Source organism: Gordonia asplenii (assembly GCF_012933505.1).
Taxonomy (GTDB): domain Bacteria; phylum Actinomycetota; class Actinomycetes; order Mycobacteriales; family Mycobacteriaceae; genus Gordonia; species Gordonia asplenii.
Map to the genome: position 1 here is coordinate 92,771 of NZ_JABBNB010000013.1, position 17,722 is coordinate 110,492.

Here is a 17,722-nt window from a genome sequence, read left to right on the forward strand (position 1 = left end):
GACAAGTCAGCCATCGGGGGCAGACTTGAAGCATGACCACACTCACGCTCCCGGCAACCGGTCCCTTCGCGCCGACGGCGATCGTCGCGTCGACCAAATCGGCCGCACGACGGTGTGTCGACTACTTCCGCGGTGCACCGGTGTCGTTGATCTACATCTTCACGCTGCTGGTCACCTGGTGGACACTGCGCGGCGCGACCGACCGAGTCACCCATGGGCTGATCGCGAGCGCGTCGACGAACCTGCACAACATGCAGACCGATCCGCTGCAGGTGCTGGTCGCTTCGGCATTCTGGGCCGACCCGGCGGGTACACCGTTGATGATGGTGATCGAACTGCTCGCGGTGATGGTCGCCGCCGAGCGCTGGCTGGGCTGGTGGAAGACGATCGCGGTCTTCGCGGTCGGGCACATCGGAGCCACCCTGATCACCGTCGTCGGCATCGCCTACGCCGTCGACCACGGCATGATGTCGGCGCGGATCACGCACACCGCCGACGTCGGATACAGCTACGGACTGATGGCGTTGGCCGGAGCGCTGGCGTTCCGCTTCACCGGGGCGTGGCGAATCGCCTGGCTCGTCGGGCTCGGCGGATACCTCGGCTTCGAAGTCGTCGAGGATCACACCTTCACCGACGTCGGGCACCTGTCGGCAATGCTGCTCGGCGTGGCCGCATTCGGAATCGGCGTCGGCGTGCGCCGGGTGTGGGGACGGCGGAAAGCCGGTGTCGCGAACTACGACTCGCCGGTGAACCAGCCGAAGACGCCCGACTTGCGATCGACGATGCGGGTCTCGTCGGCCGAAAGGATCTCCGCGACACCCTGCGGTTCGAGCTTCTGATCCTCCATGAAGGCGATCAGCTTGGCGATCAGCGCTTGAATTTCCTTCTGTCGCTTGACCGCTGCCGACTTCGAGTCGCTGTACGCCTCCACCATGTTGAGGGTTGCGGCAGTCTTGGTCTCGGCGTTCGCCAAGTCGTACCAAACGTCCGAATCGTACGGTTCACCGATGAGTTTGTGCGCGTATGCGATTGCGATGAGGACTGCAACGCTAGTGGGATCGAGAGTCGACTGTGGCGCGTCACGCACCGTTGCCGCCGCGGTTGTCAGCATGGAGCCGGTGGTCGCGAGCCCTCCTAGCATCGCCAAACCACCCACCATCCCACCGGGGCCGAATGCGGCAAGGCTACTGGTGATGGCCGCTGCGCCGGCGACGCCCGCTGCACCTGCCATCGCCAGGCCGATCGGTCCCGCGGCGAGCAGCGCGATGCCCGCGGCTCCGGCAGCGATCTTCGCTGTCGGACTCAGTGACCATCCGCCGCCGTCGACCAGTTCGCTGACATCCTTGACCGCTTTCCCGACCAGCTGACCCTGCTTACCGGTGAATCCGAGGTCGACGAAGAGATCGGCGAGAACCTTATACCTCGCGTCATGAACGTTGATCTCGTACGGCGCGACGACATTCGTGAACGCGAGCAGCGTTGCCTGAGTGATGGCTTCGGATAGGTTCCAGCGTCGCGGCGGCGCCGGGCGTACGCCGGAGATGAGCGTGTGGAATTCTGCGGGTATGGGTCGTCCGGCTGCCTCGCGTTCCTTCATCTGGTCGGTGAAGGAGACTTCGAGTTGGCGCAGCGCATCGGCGTACCGTGCCGCGCGGCTGTCGCCCTCGTCGGCGTTGCCGTCGTGTTGGCGGAGGTATTCGGCGACGCGAGCGCCATAGGCCATCGTGAGCAGCACTGCTGCTTCTTCATCGTCCAATCGCGCAGCCAAGTCCGACGATGACGGCACGAGATCTGTTGTGGGGTAAAGGATATCCGCGACCAGCTTGCCGGCTGCGGGATGTGCGAGATAGGTCTCGGCGCCGTGCATCTTCTCGATCGACGGCTCGAATGGCCAACTCACCCAGAAGTCCTGAGCCCCGGGAAAGGTGGCGCCGAGCCCGCGTCCCATGCTCACTATGTCGTAGTGATACATGAGGTTGGTCCAATCGTCGACCCGCGTGTACGGGATGTCGGGAAGGATCCTGGTCTTGTGCTTGCTGAGGGCAGGTGCGCCCGCCGGACTGCCGATGGTGATGAACCGTTTGACGTGCAACGACAACGGCAGTTGATCGATCAGGTCTATTGCGATCACACTCCCGAGGCTGTGCCCGATCAGAATGATGTCGCCGGACGTAGGGAGTTGATTGATGATGTGACCGAGCACGGCGTTCTGCAACTTCGGATTCTTGAGGTAGTTCGATACCGCCGCGATGACGTCGGTGGCTACGCCGACGGCCTTCGCGTAGTTGGTCGCGCTCGCAATCAGACGAGTGTCGACGGTGACTCGCGGGTCGGCGAGCTCCGCGATCAGCTTTGCGGCGCGTGCTTGGCGAATCTGGAACTTGCGTCGTGACTCGCGTTCGTCGCGTGGGCTGTATGTCTTCGTCGGTGCATCGTCGCGGGCCGCGAATTCTCCGGTCGTCTTGAGCAGCGAGGCGTAGACAGGCGCGCAAACCTCACGTTCGGCAATCGGCGGATGATTCAGATCGGTCAGTGATCTGTTCAGACCTCTGAGCCAGTCTTTGCCGACGTTGCCGTCGCCCACACCGTGCAAGAAGACGACGGTTGCACCCATTGATCAATCCTTCTCGAAGTCGTTGTTGTCGAAGCCCAGCACATTCCCGTTCTCGCGGACGATGCGTTGCTTCGCCTCATCGAAGCCGTCGGCCGCGGTGGCGCTGATCTCCAACCGGATCTCGACGGTAGCGCCGGGTACTGACAAGTGCTGCAGCACTTCTTGCTGGATCGTCGAGAAGTCGCGGGCGGGGAGGTCGGCGTTGAGGGTCACCGAGCCGAAGTAGCGGGTGTTGGGCCGCACGGGGTCGGGGTCGGGTGGTGGCGGCGGAGTTACGCGGCGCTGGCCGCCCTCATCGTTGCCGTTGTCCGGGTGGGGCGTGGGGTTGCGCTTGGCCCACTCGTCGGCGAGCCATTGCTGTTCGGCCAGCGCGACGTCGGGCTTGAGGATCAGCGCGCTGTCGACGAGATGCGGATTCTCCGAGTGGCCGGGCAGAATCAGCCCGACGTAGTGGCCGGTCGACTCGTCGTAGGAGTCGGCGAAGGCGAAACCGTCTGTGCTCCAAGTGGTGTCGTTGTAGACCGAGAGAAGACCGTTGGTCAGACTGTCTCGATTCTTGAGCCGGGTGAGATAGGGGTACGTGGCGTAGTAGCCGTACAGCTGACCGACCGAGATGTGCCCGGATTCCCAGGCCGATGCCAGGGGGCCGTCGAGGTCCATCCGGATCAGCGCCGACGAGCGGGAGTGAGCGATCGCGTCGTCGAGCTTCTTGCCGGTGCGTTCGATGAGGTCCTCGGTGGACCCGGCGGTGGTCGACACTGTCAGTTCATATGTCGGCTGGCCCGATTCCTGCTTCGGATAGATGCCCCAGCTGTAGGTCTCGAGGAGGCGGGCCGTCACGATCTCGTCCGCCCGATCCATCCGGGTCTTGGCCTGCTTGGTCTGCTGGCCGCCGAGTCCGAGGTTCTCCGAGCTCTCGAACACGTAGCGCCAGGCGATGTAGTCGCGGACGGCGATCTCGAGATCGGCGGCCCGCTTGGCGTCTGCGGCGAGGAACACCAGCGAGTTCTTGAACGTCCGGTTCGACGCACCGCGGTGTTCGACGACGTCGGCGGCCCAGTCTCGTGCTGTGCTCGTCGTTGCCCGGGCGCCGTGAGTGAACTCCATCGGCACGACCACCAGGCGAGTCTGCTGCTCGTCGGGGATGTCGGCCGACGTCGTGGGAAAGATGTGCACGCCGCCGAAAGTGTTGTCGCGCGATTGCTTTCGCATCGTCTTGAGGCGTTCCTCGACGTCCGCCCAGACGTCGGCTGGCTTGAGATTGGCCGCGTGATCTCGTGCGGCGCGAGTGGTATTCGCCTGTGTGTCATACCAGTACCGCTGTGCCTCGGTGTACAGCCACGTCGACTCGTTGGCCAGCTGATCGAGCGCGCTGTGGAAATTGCCGGGCACATCTCCGGGCATGGCCGTGCCCAGAAAGATGCGCGGCTTGTCGACGCCCTTGTGCGCGGTGTGCAGGGTCGGAGTGGCGCCCATGAATACCGCTCGGGCAAGTCGTTGCGCATCATGGCGTTTGCCGAACAGCGTGTTGTGCTTGTCGATCGAGAAGGGTACTGAACCTTCCCCGGCGACGTCGGCGTTGATGATCGGCTTGAACTGGTCTTCGAGGTAGGTGGTGACCTCGGTGAAGACCTTGTCGTCGTCGAGCGGAATGGTGCCGGGCAGGATCAGCGGCGAGGCATCGTTGCTGCGCCACAACGTGCCGACGATCTGGTTCATCATGCGCAGCACGCCGCGCGTGCGCTGGAAGCGATCCAGCGTCGACCAGTCTTCGTAGAGGCGGTCGAACAGTTCGGGGTGGATCGGGTACGACCGTTTGATGCGGTCGATGTACTCCGAGGTATGCGAATCACGGGGAAAGCTGGTCGAGTTCTTCCGGTAGAACTCGACGACCCGCTGCGCCACATTGCTGATCTGCGACATCGCTTGTGCGTCAGGGGTTTCGAAGATGCGGCGTCGTACGATCTCGAAACTCTCGTGACTTGACGCCGGCAGCCACTGATCGGCGGTCCGCCCGACGACGTGCTTCAAGCGCCGCAACGCTTCTCGCCCCGATTCGCCGCCGACTTCCTCGTCGCTGATCTCATCGTCGCTCGCGTTCGACGACGCCGGGATGGAGATCACGACTTGAATGCCGGCGACCGCTTTTGCCGCCTCGGTCAGGGTCTGGGCGAAGGTGAACTGGGTTTCGAAGTCGCCGGCGGGCCGATTCTCGGCGCTGACCAGCAGTCGGGCATAGGCGACCCACTCGTCGATGAGAATGACTGCGGGAGAATAGAGTTCGAAGAGTTCGCGAAGGGCGGCGCCAGGATTCGTCGACGCGCGGTCCGCGTCGGCGACGATCTCGTAAGCGTCGGCGCCACCGAGTTGCCAGGCCAGTTCACCCCACATCGTGCGGATGCCCGGCCGACCGTCGCGCGTGTCCGGCTTCGCCGGTTCCATCATGTTTCCGACGAGTGCGGCGCGCTGAATGGGTCGCCGGATCGTGGTCAGCGGAGCCGCGACCTGCGCGACGTCGTCGGGGTAGTCGGTGAGTGGATGCTTCGACGCCAGGTGCCACAGTGCCAGCATCGAGTGCGTCTTGCCGCCGCCGAAGTTGGTTTGCAGGTTGACGACGGGGGAGGCGTTCATGTCGCCGGCGAGGCGCCGGACGTTGCGGTCGATCAGATCGCGAAGCCCAGCTGTCAGGTACGTGCGCGCGAAAAAGGCTGCGGGATCACCGTATTCGCCCGCCGACTGGCCCGACGCCACAGTGTAGAGGTCGGCGGCGAACTCCGCGGCGTTGAAGTTTCCGCTCTGTACGTCGGGGTGCGGGGCGATGATCTCGCGCCACGCCGGTAGGTTGTCCGATCCCACGGCGATGCTGGGTGTGGCCTTCGCGGTGGATGTGTCCTCGCGGTCGTAGGCGACGCGCATGACGTCGTTGCGGAGCTTCTCGACCTGTTCGGCGTCGTGGGGCGCACCAATGGCTTTGAGGAAGCGAACACAGGTGTCGAGGGATCGTTGGGTCTTGTCATTGGAGAACGGCTTGGAATGAGCGAAGTCGTTGCGCATCTCGAGCAGCTCCGTCGCATAACCGATTTCGCTGCGCGAGAGCTTCTTCTTGAACGGATCCCAGCCGCGCTTGAACCGGTACGGAATGTTGTCGGTGAACATTCGTAGACCGTCGTACGGGTCGTCGGGGTTGAATTCCTTGTCGGGATGGGCGTCCTTGGCGGTGCGAAGGATGTCGATCCACGCGACGTCGCCGATGTCCGGGCCGAGAGTTGTGGTGAGGTACCGGTTGACTGCGGGTCCGAGCAGATCGAGAGCTGTGTGAATGCGATCCCGGTTGTTGGTCGCCATGAGAAGCCTCCCCGATGTCACAACTTGTTGTTCACATCACTCTAGGTCCTCCGATTGACGCGAGAGCAGCCGGGTGGCGGTCGGACGGCGTTCCGCTGAACGTGAGGAAAGCGAAGCTTTTGGTGGCCTTGTCAGTGGTCGGCGGTAACGTAAGTTCATAAGAACAACAGTTCGATCATGGAGGTAAACACATGTCTAGCAGTATGTTCGATGACACGGAACCGGCTGTGCTGTCCGATGATGAGTTGTCCAGTCGGGTGATCGGCTATGCCTCGCAGATCGCCGCGTTGACGTCGAGATTCTTGGACCACATCGCCGAGTTCGATGTCCGCAAGATATGGGTGGGGGCGGGGATCTATTCGACAGCACACTGGTTGTCGTGGTTCACCGGTCTGGCGTTGCGGACGGCTCAGGACTACGTGCGGGTGGCGCGAGTATTGCAGACTCTGCCGATCCTGCATGACCGCCTCGCAACCGGCCGATTGTCGTATTCGAAGGTGCGAGCGATCACTCGCGTGCACGACATCGAGGCTCGAGAGGAGGAGCTCGCACGCTTCGCTGAGTCCGCGAGCGCGGGGCAGATCGAGAAGCTGGTCAAATCGCTGCGCACCATTGATCGAGGAGCGCGGGGACGCAACGCGGCGATCGACTCACGATGCACTTGGAAATGGGATGCTGATGGGACGCTGGTGATCGCCGGTCGGCTCAACCCGGTCGATGGGGCGCGGCTGCTGGCCGGGCTGGTGCGCGCCGAGTACGAGCGAACTCGAGTCGAAGGCGATCCGGATCTGCCGCGGCCGGTTGATGAGGCAGCCGGGACGGTTGAGTCCGGTGATGGCGAAGGCGATGTCGCGGGTGGAGTGGGCATAGCCGACGACGATCCGACATCGGTGCGACGTGATTTGTGGCGGCATGTTCCGTCGAACATCGCCCCGGCCTTGGTCGGAATGGCTGACTTGGCGATCGATGCGTTGGACATGCCGGAGATGGCTCCGGGTGCCGAGATTCTGGTGCACGAGATCGCCGAGGAGTCCGATGACCTTCGCGATGACGATGCCAGCGAGGTTGCCTCTGAGGATGCGACGCGAGAAGCCCGACTCGATGACGGCCCGGCATTGGATGACAATCAGCGTGACGAGATGCGTTGTGGTGCAACGGTTCGCAATATCGGTCACCATAGGTCGCGGCGCGGGCCGACGCTGTGGTGGGGCAAGAAGCGCCGAGTGCCGAACGCCGCGCTGGTGCGTGTGGTGACGATGCGGGATCGGTCGTGCCGACATCCGGGATGCGGGAGGACGCGGTTTCTGCACATGCATCACGTGAAGTTCTGGTCGCAGGGCGGTACCACCGACCCGGATAACTTGCTCCTGCTCTGCAGTGAACATCATCGGGCGTTGCACAACGGGGCGTTCAGCATTGAGGCATTGGGGTTGCAGCAGTTCAGGTTCTACGACGCTTCGGGGCGGGTGCTGCTCGACGCGCCGCAGATCCACGCGCCAGGTGGCTGGGAGCCTGACGAGCGAGTCGCGGCTGATGGGGTGGTGCCGAAGAATGGAGGCCGATTGCAGTTGGGTTATGCGACGGAGGTGCTATACGCGGCGTGGGCGTGGAAAGCCAGACGAGCAACGCCGGACGTGGGGCTGGCCAGCGTCGCGTGAGAGCGTTCAACTGAACGCTCTCAAGCGGGTTTAGGCGACGAGGTCGCGGATGTAGCCGAGCCGATCTCGGAGTTGATCGACGGTCATGCCGTCGATCTGTAGCGCGCTGCGGCACTGATCGAGCCAGGCTTGCCGATCCAGGGCGTTGTCGACCGCACGGATCACTTTGGTCGCTGTGGTGTCGCCGTAAGCGGCGCGGGCTTTGAGCATTCCCCGTTCCCAAGTGCCGGCGTCGGGTTGCATGATTGCGAGGTCGATGATGTCCCGACTGAACAGACTCCTGTCCGCCCAGCGATCGTCGTTGGCCAGAATCTTGCTGGCGACCAGGTCGTGCGTCGTCAGCGAGGCTATCCCGCACACCTCGTCGCCCGTGCCTGGGTGATCGAATTCGATTCGACCTTCGCGAACAATCTCGAATTTGATCGGCGTGCCCGTGCCGATGAGGCTACGAATACCGTACTGGTCGGTCAGCGGACCTCGAATGATCGGTACCGGTGTACCGAAAAGTGATTCGAGGCCGTGCTCTGTCACTCGCTCGCGGATCACTCGGTAGCCGTTGCGATCGGACACGAGGAAGTCAACGTCGGTGGACACTCGTATTTCGCCGTAGCGCAGCGCGATTGCGGTGCCTCCGCCAAAGTAACAGCACCCCTGCGCCAGAATCCCAGCATCGAGTGAGTCCAGAACTTCAGCGACGGCCCGATGGTGTGTGCGTTCAAACAAGGAGTCTGCCCCCGCTGTAGGTATCGGCGAGGTGTTGTACAAACCGTGCTTCGTCGTCGGTCAGCTCGCCGACATGGCGCCAATTGCGCTCGTACAGGCGCAGCGCGTCCTGTTCGGTGATCACCGTATCGGCCGCAAGATGCCAGGCGATGGCCCGCAACTGGGGGTAGTCGCTGATGCGCACCTCGGTCGGCGTCATAGAGTCAGACTACTGCGAGACATCGGAAGGCGACGTTCAGCTGAACGCTCAGATCAGCGTCGGTGGACTTCGGATATGGCAGAATCCGGCAAATGGGTGAAAGCGCGATGCTGGGATGGGCCTTTCGGAGCGCCTCACTGACGTCGGTGTTTTGCGCTGGCTTGATCGGGTTGTGGGCAGTAGTCACTGCCGCGCGGAGCGGTTATGTCGAAGTCGGCGGTAATGGGTTCGAACTGCTCGTGATCGGCCCAGCGTTGCTTGCACTCGTGGCGTGGTTAGTCGCGATACTGCTGGTGCCAGTGTTGCTGATCACCCGCGGACTGACTCGCAAGGGCGATGGATTGACCGCTGCCGGGCAGGTGATTACCGCTGTGCTGATCTTGCTTGCAGTGCTATCCCAATACCGCCCGAACGCCACCGGCTGGGAGTTGGTTCTCATCGGTCCGGCGCTGGTGGCCGGTCAACTGGTTGTGCTCATCGGGCTGCTGCGTTGCGCCCTTAACTGAGGGTCATTTGCTGCCCCACTGTCTCGGCGCCGCGCGCGATGTCGTTCCAGGCTGCGCCGAGAGCGTTGAAGTTCACCGCCAGCGCGGTCTTCTTCTGGTCTTCGGCGAGCTTGAACATGAGGTGCGCGAGTTCTTTGCAGAGTTCGCGGTCGATCGATGAAGGGACCTGGCCGAGGAGAGCCGACGCCGCCGGGATGCCATCCGACGCGAGGACGCGGGTGAGGTGCATGACGACTTCCCATTGGCTTATCGACTGGTCGGTGGCGGGGTCGTAGTCGGCGGGCATGTCGTCGGGGGCGATGAGCGCTACTTTGCCGCCGCCCTTGGTGAGGATGCCGGCGCGTTCGAGGAAGTCGAGGGAGACGCCGCGTGCATTCGCGATCGACTCGGCATCGCCGAAAACACCTGTGCTGAAAGCATTCTGACGGAACCACGCGAGCGCGAAACGAGTTTCGGAGTCGAAGTCGTTCTCCAATTCGGTGAGGACTTCGTCAAGAATCGCGTTGATCCGCTGAAGAGCGGTGCGAACGGTCATCTTAGAGCCGTTGTCTTCGAGGACCGCGCTGTAGCGGGAGAAGACGGCCATGCCGGGCCCAATCGCAGCTTGGGGGAGATCGACGGGCGCGATCGAGCCCTGCTGGAGCTCGCGAAGCTTTTGCGGGAGTTCGGATTTGAGGACGGCGATGAAGCCGCGCCGATCGATGCGGGGAGCGGTTTCCGGGCGAGGGCGGAGAGCGAGGACGATTGAGGAGGCGAGAGCGTTGGTGCCTTGCGAGAGCATGCGGTTGCCGAGTTCCGAGCGCATCGGCCATGTGGCAGTGATCTGCCAGCCGGAGCGAATCATGCCTTCCAACAACGTTTCCCAACCAGTCGATGCCTGCCCATCCTTCGATGTGTCTTGCTGTTTGAAGGCGTAGTAGACGGTGATGGGGAAATCAGGGAGAGCATACTCGCGGGCGCGGCGGAAGACCTCGCGAAATCCATCCTCGAAGAACTTATGGGCGCCTTCTTTACCGTCGTGGCGATACGGATTGGCGACGAGCTCTTCGGCCTTCGGGACCAGCATGGTCGAAAGGATCGACGGATGAACATCTTTCAGTGACCGGCGTAGCCAGACATAGAAGAAGTCGGAGAGGTCGGAGTAGCCGATGTTGTCGTAGTAGGGCGGGTCAGTGGAGATGAGGGAAGGCAGGTCAACCGCCAATTCGGCGCTGATCTGACTGGCAACGCCGATCTGTGTGCCAGCAACTCGGATCGACTTGCAGATGCTGTTAAGGCTGACTGTGAACGACCCTGCGGCTGTTCCGAATGGAGTCGTATCCGGATAGTCCCAGATCATGGGAATGGCCTGACGCGCGAATAGATTTCGGATCTGCTCTTTTGTATTTTCCCACCGACAAAGCGAATTGGCGATGTCTGAGAGTCGGCTCACTCCCATTCCCAGATACGTCGCAACCGCGTCCGCGTACGCCGCCGCGCCGCTGCCGCCATTATCGAGTCGGTCACCCACCTCGATGCCCGCATCCAGCGCGTCGCGCTGAACGTTCTCGCGCGCCTCGGCGACGAGGTCGCTGAAGGTGGTGAGGGCAGTCAGCTGTCGCGGGGTGAAGAGGTCCGCGAAGTGAGTGAGGCCGTACGGCGGTGTCCACAGATCTTTTGGGTGATACGCGAGCTTCTGTGGCGGTACATCAATCGGGTGTGCAATCTCTGCGGCCCGTTCGTGCTCATCTGTCGGCGACATATATACGCGGCGTCGATCACCTTCTGCGACTGTCGCCATTAACTGGGCGTCAAGACGGCCTGCACGTCCTTCGCTCTTTATGTAATCGCGCTCTACGGAAGCTCCACACCGGATGCACATAGCTCCAGTGCGACTGACAGTTCCGTCAGCCTGACCGTCGGGCAGTTTTGCACTGTGCCCGATCTCAAATCGCACCGTCCGGCCCTCGATAACCGGAACGACGTACGCCTCCTTGCCCTTCTTCTTGCCGAGCCACCACGACCGGACGAGCGGCATCTCGATCCGGCACTCTGGGTTTGGGCACATCACTGTTCGCGCCCAAATCCAGGCGATGACAGTCGCTTTCGAACCGTCGGGCAAGGTCGCCTTCGGATAAAGGTGACCGATCCTCTTCTCAGCTTCGTCGCGCATCCACTGGCCGTAACGTCGAACGTCTTCGGCGAGACCCGTTGCGCGAGGCCAAGATTGAATGGTTTCCTCGGCGACGCCGGGAAAGACCGGCGGTTGGCCGGCGAACTTCGGCGGAATCTCGATCAGTGCCTTATTGATCAGCACCGCAACAGGATTCAGGTCTGACGCATGTGCTTCTAGTCCAAGGCGCTGTGCCTCCAGTGGGATCGTCCCGCCGCCCGCGAAGGGGTCGAGGATCGGCGGCGGATTGCCGTCCGTCGATTCAAGGATCTTCGTATGGGCCTCGCGAAGCAGCTCCTCATCGTTCGAGTTCTCCCAGACGACGAGACGCTCGATGAGTTCGAAAAGGCGTTTGCGTTCGAGGTTCTGGTCTCCCTCAGTGGGGTAGAGGTCGGGACGTGACGACGGGTCATCGACCAATTGTGAGAACAGCACCGCCCGCGCCGCCGCGAGAGGACGACGTGCCCACCACAGGTGCAACGTCGACGGATGCCCGTGCCGGATCGACTTCTCCCGCGCCGACTCCTCGTTGATCTTCTGCAGCGGGATGCTGACCTCGATCAACTTGCGGCGCGGTACCGCTGAACCAACTTGTTGTGCGTCGCTGGACATGACAACCCCTCGTCGAACTTCAGGCGAACGTCACAGACTAACGCACAGCACGTTGTGCAACATTGGCACACCCAACATGGTGGGCAGACAACACGTTGGGTATTCGGCAGAGTGGCCTCGTGCCTGAACGAGTCCGCGGCTCCCTGCAGTGGGACACGTACGCAGACGCGTTCGGTGTCCGCCTCCGTCAACTCCGCAAGGGTCGTGGCCTCACGCAGCTCGACTTGAGCTTGAAGGCAGGCCTGTCGCTGAACACCGTGTCGAACGCGGAGCGCGCTACGAGCAATCGACCGCCGTACATTTCCGACCCGGGGCTGTCAACGATCTATCGACTGGCCAAGGCGCTCGATGTGCAGCCCATGTACCTGCTGCCCGACGTCGACCAGACCCTGGACTCGGTGTGTACCGAGGTGATCTATCGGTCGCGCGTGGAGCAGCAAGTTGCTGCGGTACTGGCGGGCGACGGGACGACGGATTCGGGGAAATTCTGACCGCAGGGGAACCGCCAGACGGCCGTTCTGCGTCCAAGGTGCGTGGACGCCAAGAGAACAACATCTAGGTCATACAACTCACGGGGTGTAGCGTGAGTTGGGAGATCGATGTTTCGTACGTTGCCGACTGGATGCACACCCTTGATGACGGTTCCCTCGAACACATCAAGGCGGCTCTCGAAGTGCTGAGTGAGATCGGCCCAGGGCTCGGGAGGCCGCTGGTGGACACAGTCAGTCAGTCGAGGCACCGCAACATGAAGGAGTTGCGCCCAGGTTCGGTTGGGCGTAGCGAAGTGAGGATTCTGTTCGCGTTCGACCCGGAAAGGAAGGCAATCCTGCTAGTCGGCGGCGACAAGAGTCGGCAATGGAATCGCTGGTACAAACAGGCGATCGTGGTCGCAGACGCGCTATACGACGCGCACCTACTCAAGTTGGAGGCCTCCAATGATGACAGTTGACGAGTTCTTTGACGTACACCCGGTCAACGAACAGAACGTTGCCGCGCTCAAGGCTAAGATGATGGCCGAGGTTCGGGGCTGTCAATTGCGAGAACTTCGAGAGGCCGCCAACGTCACTCAAGTCGAACTGGCGGCGCTGCTGAGGGTCAGTCAGAACCGAATTTCTCGTATCGAGAAGGGCGACATCGAGCGATCTCAAGTCGATACGCTGCGCCGGTACGTCGAAGCGCTCGGTGGCCGATTGAAAGTCGAGGTCGAGCTCGGGGGCTCGACGGTGCAGATCGCTTGACGGGATCGGTCACGACGTGACTTCTGCGCGTCTGCTGGGATGCCCGATAGCGACATACGCTCCGGCTGCCAGTCCGCCCTCGATCTCGGGTAGGTGGTTGACGAGAATCTCGAACTGTGTGGAAGCGTTCCGAACGCCACGTCGAAAGGTACTTCACGCCGATGTGCGTAGGGGAAGCTCGCGATCGTCGAGTACAGACGCTGCGTACTCGACTGACTTCAATCCTGACCGACCTGCGGATTTGGGTCCGGCGCAGCGTGGCGAGGCGAGGGCAGCGGTGCCATTCCACGCGGTCGCGTCTCGTCAACTATGCCTTCTCCTCGCGTGCCTCCGAGTGGCTCCCTCTGCCTCAGTGCGGCTCCCGACCCTTCGCCCATACCCTGTCCCACTCCAGCTGCACCATCGCGACGTCGGTGTCGGCCAACTCGACATTGTGGAAATAGTCGGTGAGATAACGGATTTGATCGTGCGCGGGTCCGTCGGGGCTCACCGACACCAACACCAGGCGGTGCTGCGCACCGGTATTCCGCGCGTGCAGCACCTCGTTGTAGCTCACGAAAAACGTGTCCGCGCCCACAACCCGTCCCTTGACCTCTAAGAACACCGTCGGATCCGCCGGCTCGGGCCCGACCGACCGAATATCGTAGCCCTTGTTGTTATGCGGCATCTCCTCCGGCGAGCGGCCCAGTGCCACTTCGCTTCTCAGCGCGAGGTCCACTGCCCGACGTTCACTGATCGTCGTGTCGCGCGCGTACTGCGCAACCGCCCCGCCGACCATTCCGGCTGGAACCACGAGCATCACCGCGGTCAGCTCGGGCAGTTTCGCCGTCAACGACGCTTGTCGTGCCAGTGTCGCGAGCCGACGTTCGAGCCGGACTTCCAGCTCATTCCCCCTGGCCTCCAACGTGTCTGGGCTGTGCCGACGATTCTTCCGTCCTCGCCCAGCGGAAGCTTCCTCGCGAAGCCGCGCGGCCTCGCTGTGCAAGTAGTTGATCTGTCCCAACAGCCGACTCCGCACCGCCGCCTGCGTCCTTTCCACCTCTGGCAGCAACCGATCACGCACTTGCGCAAGGTGTTCCGGTTGAGCCGCCCCGGCGGCCCAGCTCGTCGCATCGTCGGCGAGCCGCGCCGTGATCCACTGGGACGCCAGTGCACGCTCGGCCGCCGCCTGCTGCGCCGGCTCGACGACGGGCAGCAAGTCCAGATGCGGTGCGGGCCCGGCGTCGACGACGGCGCCATCGGTCCGCAGATCCACGAAACTGAACCTCTTGCTCACCGTCCGTTGCGTTCCGTCGACCACCTCGCTCGTCATCGCGAAGATGACATGCGGCTGATCACCCGGATCGGACGGATCGAACAGTACTGTGCCCCTGTGCAATTGATCGACGCTGCGTTCGATGGTGTTGTCCAGCACGGCGTCGAGCAGCGGATGCCCCAGCGCCAGCAGGTCGATCCGTCCGCGTACCCCGTCGATCGCACTCGGCTCAAAGGTCACCCGCTCGTAGGCCCGCACCACCGGCCGCCCGCCGTGCTCGCGCCGAGTGGGCCTGTCCCGCAACATCATCGGCACGTTGGAGATCTGGTATAGATTGCGCTCCCGTCTCGTCAGCCGACCGCCCGACGCCGCGAATGCGTCGCGAAAGAACTTCTCGATGTAATGCGGCTGCAGCCGGCGCGCCTGCGCTTCGTCCATCTCGCGCCGCAGCCGGTCCAACTCCAACGGCCCCAACGTCTCTCGCGCCAGCGCCCGCGACTCGACGAGCTCCGCGCAGCCGTCGGCGACGGTCCGGTCGACCACCTGCTCGATCCTCGCGAGCTGAACGGGATCATCGCCGTAGCGGATCGCCTCCATCAACAGCTCGCGCAACGGGGTGTCTCCGAATGAATTGCCCAACACGTCGAAAAGCTTTCCGTCGTAGGCGATTCGCTGCTGCTCCATCTTCTCCAACAGCCGCGCGTAGACCTGGCCCTCACGTGTCTCGTCGGCCACGACGTTCCACAGCCGGCAGATCTGGCGCTGCCCGATACGGTGAATGCGCCCGAACCGCTGCTCCAGCCGGTTCGGGTTCCACGGTAGGTCGTAGTTGATCATCAGATTCGCGGCCTGCAGGTTCAGTCCCTCGCCCGCGGCGTCGGTCGCGACCAGCACCCGCCGCGTCGACTCGTGGGTGAACTGCTCCCGAATCACCACGCGGTCAGTGCGTTTGGTGCCGCCGTGGATGGTCAGTACGGCGTCGTCGGAGCCGAGGACGTTGCGGATCTGTCGGGCCAGATAGTCCAGGGTGTCGCGATGCTCGGTGAAGATGATGAGCTTGCGCGGTGACCCGTCGGCGTCGCGCAACAGTGATCGATCGGTGAGCAGGCTGCGTACCTCAGCCCACTTGCGGTCGACTCCGCTGTCGCGCAACGTCGTTGCCGTCGCCACGAGCCCGTCGAGCATGGCGATCTCGACGTCGAGTTCGGCGATCGTCCGCGCCGCCGTCGCCGCATCGACCACCTCGTCGGTCATCTGTTCGTACTCATACGCGTCGTACTCATCGGCATCCTCGAAATCCTCGGGTTTGGGTAACCGCAATGGCTCCTCGACCCCGGAATGTCGTCCTGCTGCGATGTCGGCACGCTTGGCGGACAACCGACCTCGACGCCGCTCCAGACTGCGCAGGATAGCGTGTGTGCTCGACGCCAGGCGCCGCTGCAGCACTGCGAGCGCAAAGCCGACGGTACGTCTCTGCGGCGAATCCGCTTGCCGGTCAGCGCGACTCATCTCCTCGCGGACGTAATGAGTGACCTCCTCATACAATCGACGCTCGCCCGGCGACAATTCATAGGGCACCGTCTCGGCGATCCGCTCCGGGAACAGCGGTTTGCCCTCGAAAGTCAGCAGCTCTTCCTTGACCATGCGTCGCATCAGTCCGGTGGTATCCGGCGTCGACGATCCGGAAAGCTGTTGTCCGGCAAAGCGGTCGGGGTCCAGTAGCGACAGGAATGCGGCGAAGTTGCTGTCACTGCCCGAATGCGGGGTCGCCGTCATCAGCAGCAGATGACGGCTGATCGATCCGAGCAGCTCGCCCAACTCGTAACGTCTCGTCTTGCGCAGTTCGCCGCCCCACCAGTTCGCCGACATCCGGTGTGCTTCATCGACGACGATGAGATCCCAATCGGTGTCGGCGAGTTGCTCGAGCAACTCCTCGTTGCGGGCCAACTGATCCATCCGCGCGATCATGATCGGGTGTGCCGCAAAGGGATCGCCGTTGACGCTCGCCGCGATCAGGTCACGGCTCAGCAGCGTGGCACCGATGGCGAACTTCGATTCCAGCTCGTCCTGCCATTGTTCGACGAGGCCGCCCGGCGCGACGATCAGCATCCGCGCCAGGTCGCCGCGCAGCATCAACTCCTTCGCATAGAGTCCCGCCATCACCGTCTTGCCCGCGCCCGGATCGTCGGCGAGTAAGAACCGCAACGGAGTCCGCGGCAGCAGCTCGCCGTAGACCGCTCGAATCTGGTGCGGCAGTGGGGAAATGTCGCTGGTGGCGACCGCCAGCATCGGATCGTGTGCACCGGCCATCCGGATCCGCAGCGCTTCGGTGGCGAGTTTGAAACGACGCCCGTCGGCGTCGAAGGCCCACGCTCCGTCGTGGTCGTCGACGACGGAGATCGACGCCAACTCCGAGGCGAACAACATCTCCTCTCGCACGCCGTCGGCGTCGCGGATTACAAGGGCCGCAGCGCTTTCGCCGTGCAAGGTGATTGCGAGCAACGTCACAGACCGCGCCCACCGGCCAGCGAGCTGAACACCGGGCGTGAGGTGGGCGAATGTCGGCGGCATCGACGTAGGGTAGCGCACCGCACAATTCGGTGGGCAGACAATGTGTTGTGCCTGCGCGAGATTGGGTGAGTGCCTGACCGCGTGCGTGGATCCCTCGAATGGGACACCTATGCGTTCTCGTTCGGGCATCGACTCGCGACGGTGCGCCGCGAACGGGGGCTGTCGCAGGAAGCATTGGCGTTCGCGTCGGGAATGCACCGCAACCAGGTGTCGAATCTCGAACGGGGAGTGAGCAATCGGGATCCGGGGATCTCAGATCCGTTGCTGTCTACGGTTTATCGGTTGGCGCGAGCCCTCGACGTTCCGCCGTCGTATCTGCTGCCCGACATCGATCAGACGGTGCAGGCGCGTTCGCCGGAGCAAAACAGCGATGTCGAGGTCTCGCGGGTGGAAACTGAACTGAAGGTCCGGATCGCCGAGTTGGGCGCCTCGTAGACCAGCCGCCTCACGCGGCGGTGTGCTCGGGGTGCGGCAGGTCGGTCCCGTAGCGGATCACCTGGCTGACACGACCGATGCGCTTCTCGATCAGCACGATTGCCTCGGCGAGCTGTGCGGAGTCGTCGATATCGGCGACGAGTGCCACGGTGCGGCCGTTGTTGCCGAGCATGAACGGGACGATGTCGGAGTAGCTGTCGCTGACGACACCGAACGGGGTGCCGACGGCGAAGAGATGCCGAGCGTAGTCGGCGACGCCTGTGTCGGACCCGAGAACCACGAGGGGCACGGGTGCGGCGGTGGGGTCGGGGTGGGCGGAGTGGCGGTTGAGTCGAAGTTTCATGAATCAAGAATGCGTCGCGAATCTGCAGTGCGACTTGCTGAAGTCTGTGAAGTTGGTGAGTGCCTTGACCT

14 protein-coding genes are annotated in these 17,722 nt (G+C 63.0%); 7 read left to right on the plus strand and 7 right to left on the minus strand.

All coding sequences use genetic code 11. From position 1 onward, the window contains the following. The first annotated feature begins 32 nt into the window (after nt 1-32). Complete coding sequence (locus HH308_RS14075) at nt 33-839, plus strand: rhomboid-like protein (RefSeq protein WP_170194847.1); 807 nt, start codon at nt 33-35, stop codon at nt 837-839. Here the strand turns inward: HH308_RS14075 and HH308_RS14080 are convergent. Further along, nucleotides 734-2,614 (minus strand): alpha/beta hydrolase family protein, encoded by a 1,881-nt coding sequence (locus HH308_RS14080; protein ID WP_170194848.1) that lies wholly within the window; start codon nt 2,612-2,614, stop codon nt 734-736. The genes HH308_RS14075 and HH308_RS14080 overlap by 106 nt on opposite strands. 3 nt (nt 2,615-2,617) lie before the next feature. Next, on the minus strand, nt 2,618-5,959 hold the full coding sequence (locus HH308_RS14085) for a DUF499 family protein (protein ID WP_170194849.1): 3,342 nt from the start codon (nt 5,957-5,959) through the stop codon (nt 2,618-2,620). Between the two features lie 191 nt (nt 5,960-6,150). On the opposite strand from HH308_RS14085, the gene HH308_RS14090 reads away from it, so the two are divergent. Further along, on the plus strand, nt 6,151-7,617 hold the full coding sequence (locus HH308_RS14090) for an HNH endonuclease signature motif containing protein (RefSeq protein ID WP_246284598.1): 1,467 nt from the start codon (nt 6,151-6,153) through the stop codon (nt 7,615-7,617). A gap of 30 nt (nt 7,618-7,647) precedes the next feature. Here the strand turns inward: HH308_RS14090 and HH308_RS14095 are convergent, their stop codons facing one another. Beyond that, a complete protein-coding gene (locus HH308_RS14095) occupies nt 7,648-8,382 on the minus strand; it encodes a nucleotidyl transferase AbiEii/AbiGii toxin family protein (protein WP_312870589.1) in 735 nt (244 codons plus the stop codon). Then, entirely contained in the window at nt 8,333-8,539 is a 207-nt protein-coding gene (locus tag HH308_RS14100; protein WP_170194851.1) for a hypothetical protein, read from the minus strand. The genes HH308_RS14095 and HH308_RS14100 overlap by 50 nt, the downstream gene beginning before the upstream one ends. Before the next feature lie 92 nt (nt 8,540-8,631). On the opposite strand from HH308_RS14100, the gene HH308_RS14105 reads away from it, so the two are divergent. Continuing rightward, the gene (locus HH308_RS14105) at nt 8,632-9,045 is read left to right on the plus strand and encodes a hypothetical protein (protein WP_170194852.1); all 414 of its coding nucleotides are present in this window, start codon (nt 8,632-8,634) and stop codon (nt 9,043-9,045) included. Here HH308_RS14105 and HH308_RS14110 read toward each other — a convergent pair. After that, nucleotides 9,038-11,809 (minus strand): DUF1156 domain-containing protein, encoded by a 2,772-nt coding sequence (locus HH308_RS14110; RefSeq protein WP_170194853.1) that lies wholly within the window; start codon nt 11,807-11,809, stop codon nt 9,038-9,040. The two genes, HH308_RS14105 and HH308_RS14110, sit on opposite strands and share 8 nt — an antisense overlap. A gap of 119 nt (nt 11,810-11,928) precedes the next feature. On the opposite strand from HH308_RS14110, the gene HH308_RS14115 reads away from it, so the two are divergent. From HH308_RS14115 to HH308_RS14125, 3 genes are all read left to right on the plus strand, one after another. After that, nucleotides 11,929-12,300 carry a helix-turn-helix domain-containing protein gene (locus HH308_RS14115; RefSeq protein WP_170194854.1) on the plus strand — a complete coding sequence of 124 codons (372 nt, stop codon included), beginning with the start codon at nt 11,929-11,931 and terminating at the stop codon, nt 12,298-12,300. 92 nt (nt 12,301-12,392) lie between these two features. Then, on the plus strand, nt 12,393-12,758 hold the full coding sequence (locus HH308_RS14120; protein ID WP_312870590.1) for a type II toxin-antitoxin system RelE/ParE family toxin: 366 nt from the start codon (nt 12,393-12,395) through the stop codon (nt 12,756-12,758). Next, a complete protein-coding gene (locus HH308_RS14125; RefSeq protein WP_170194855.1) occupies nt 12,745-13,047 on the plus strand; it encodes a helix-turn-helix domain-containing protein in 303 nt (100 codons plus the stop codon). Before HH308_RS14120 ends, HH308_RS14125 begins: the two co-directional genes overlap by 14 nt. A 349-nt stretch (nt 13,048-13,396) precedes the next feature. Here the strand turns inward: HH308_RS14125 and HH308_RS14130 are convergent, their stop codons facing one another. Next, nucleotides 13,397-16,873 (minus strand): helicase-related protein, encoded by a 3,477-nt coding sequence (locus tag HH308_RS14130; protein WP_170194856.1) that lies wholly within the window; start codon nt 16,871-16,873, stop codon nt 13,397-13,399. Between the two features lie 69 nt (nt 16,874-16,942). Here HH308_RS14130 and HH308_RS14135 point away from each other — a divergent pair, with 69 nt between their 5' ends. Next, a complete protein-coding gene (locus tag HH308_RS14135) occupies nt 16,943-17,308 on the plus strand; it encodes a helix-turn-helix domain-containing protein (RefSeq protein ID WP_170194857.1) in 366 nt (121 codons plus the stop codon). Between the two features lie 10 nt (nt 17,309-17,318). Here the strand turns inward: HH308_RS14135 and HH308_RS14140 are convergent, their stop codons facing one another. Next, complete coding sequence (locus tag HH308_RS14140) at nt 17,319-17,651, minus strand: hypothetical protein (protein ID WP_170194858.1); 333 nt, start codon at nt 17,649-17,651, stop codon at nt 17,319-17,321. Nucleotides 17,652-17,722: the final 71 nt, after the last annotated feature.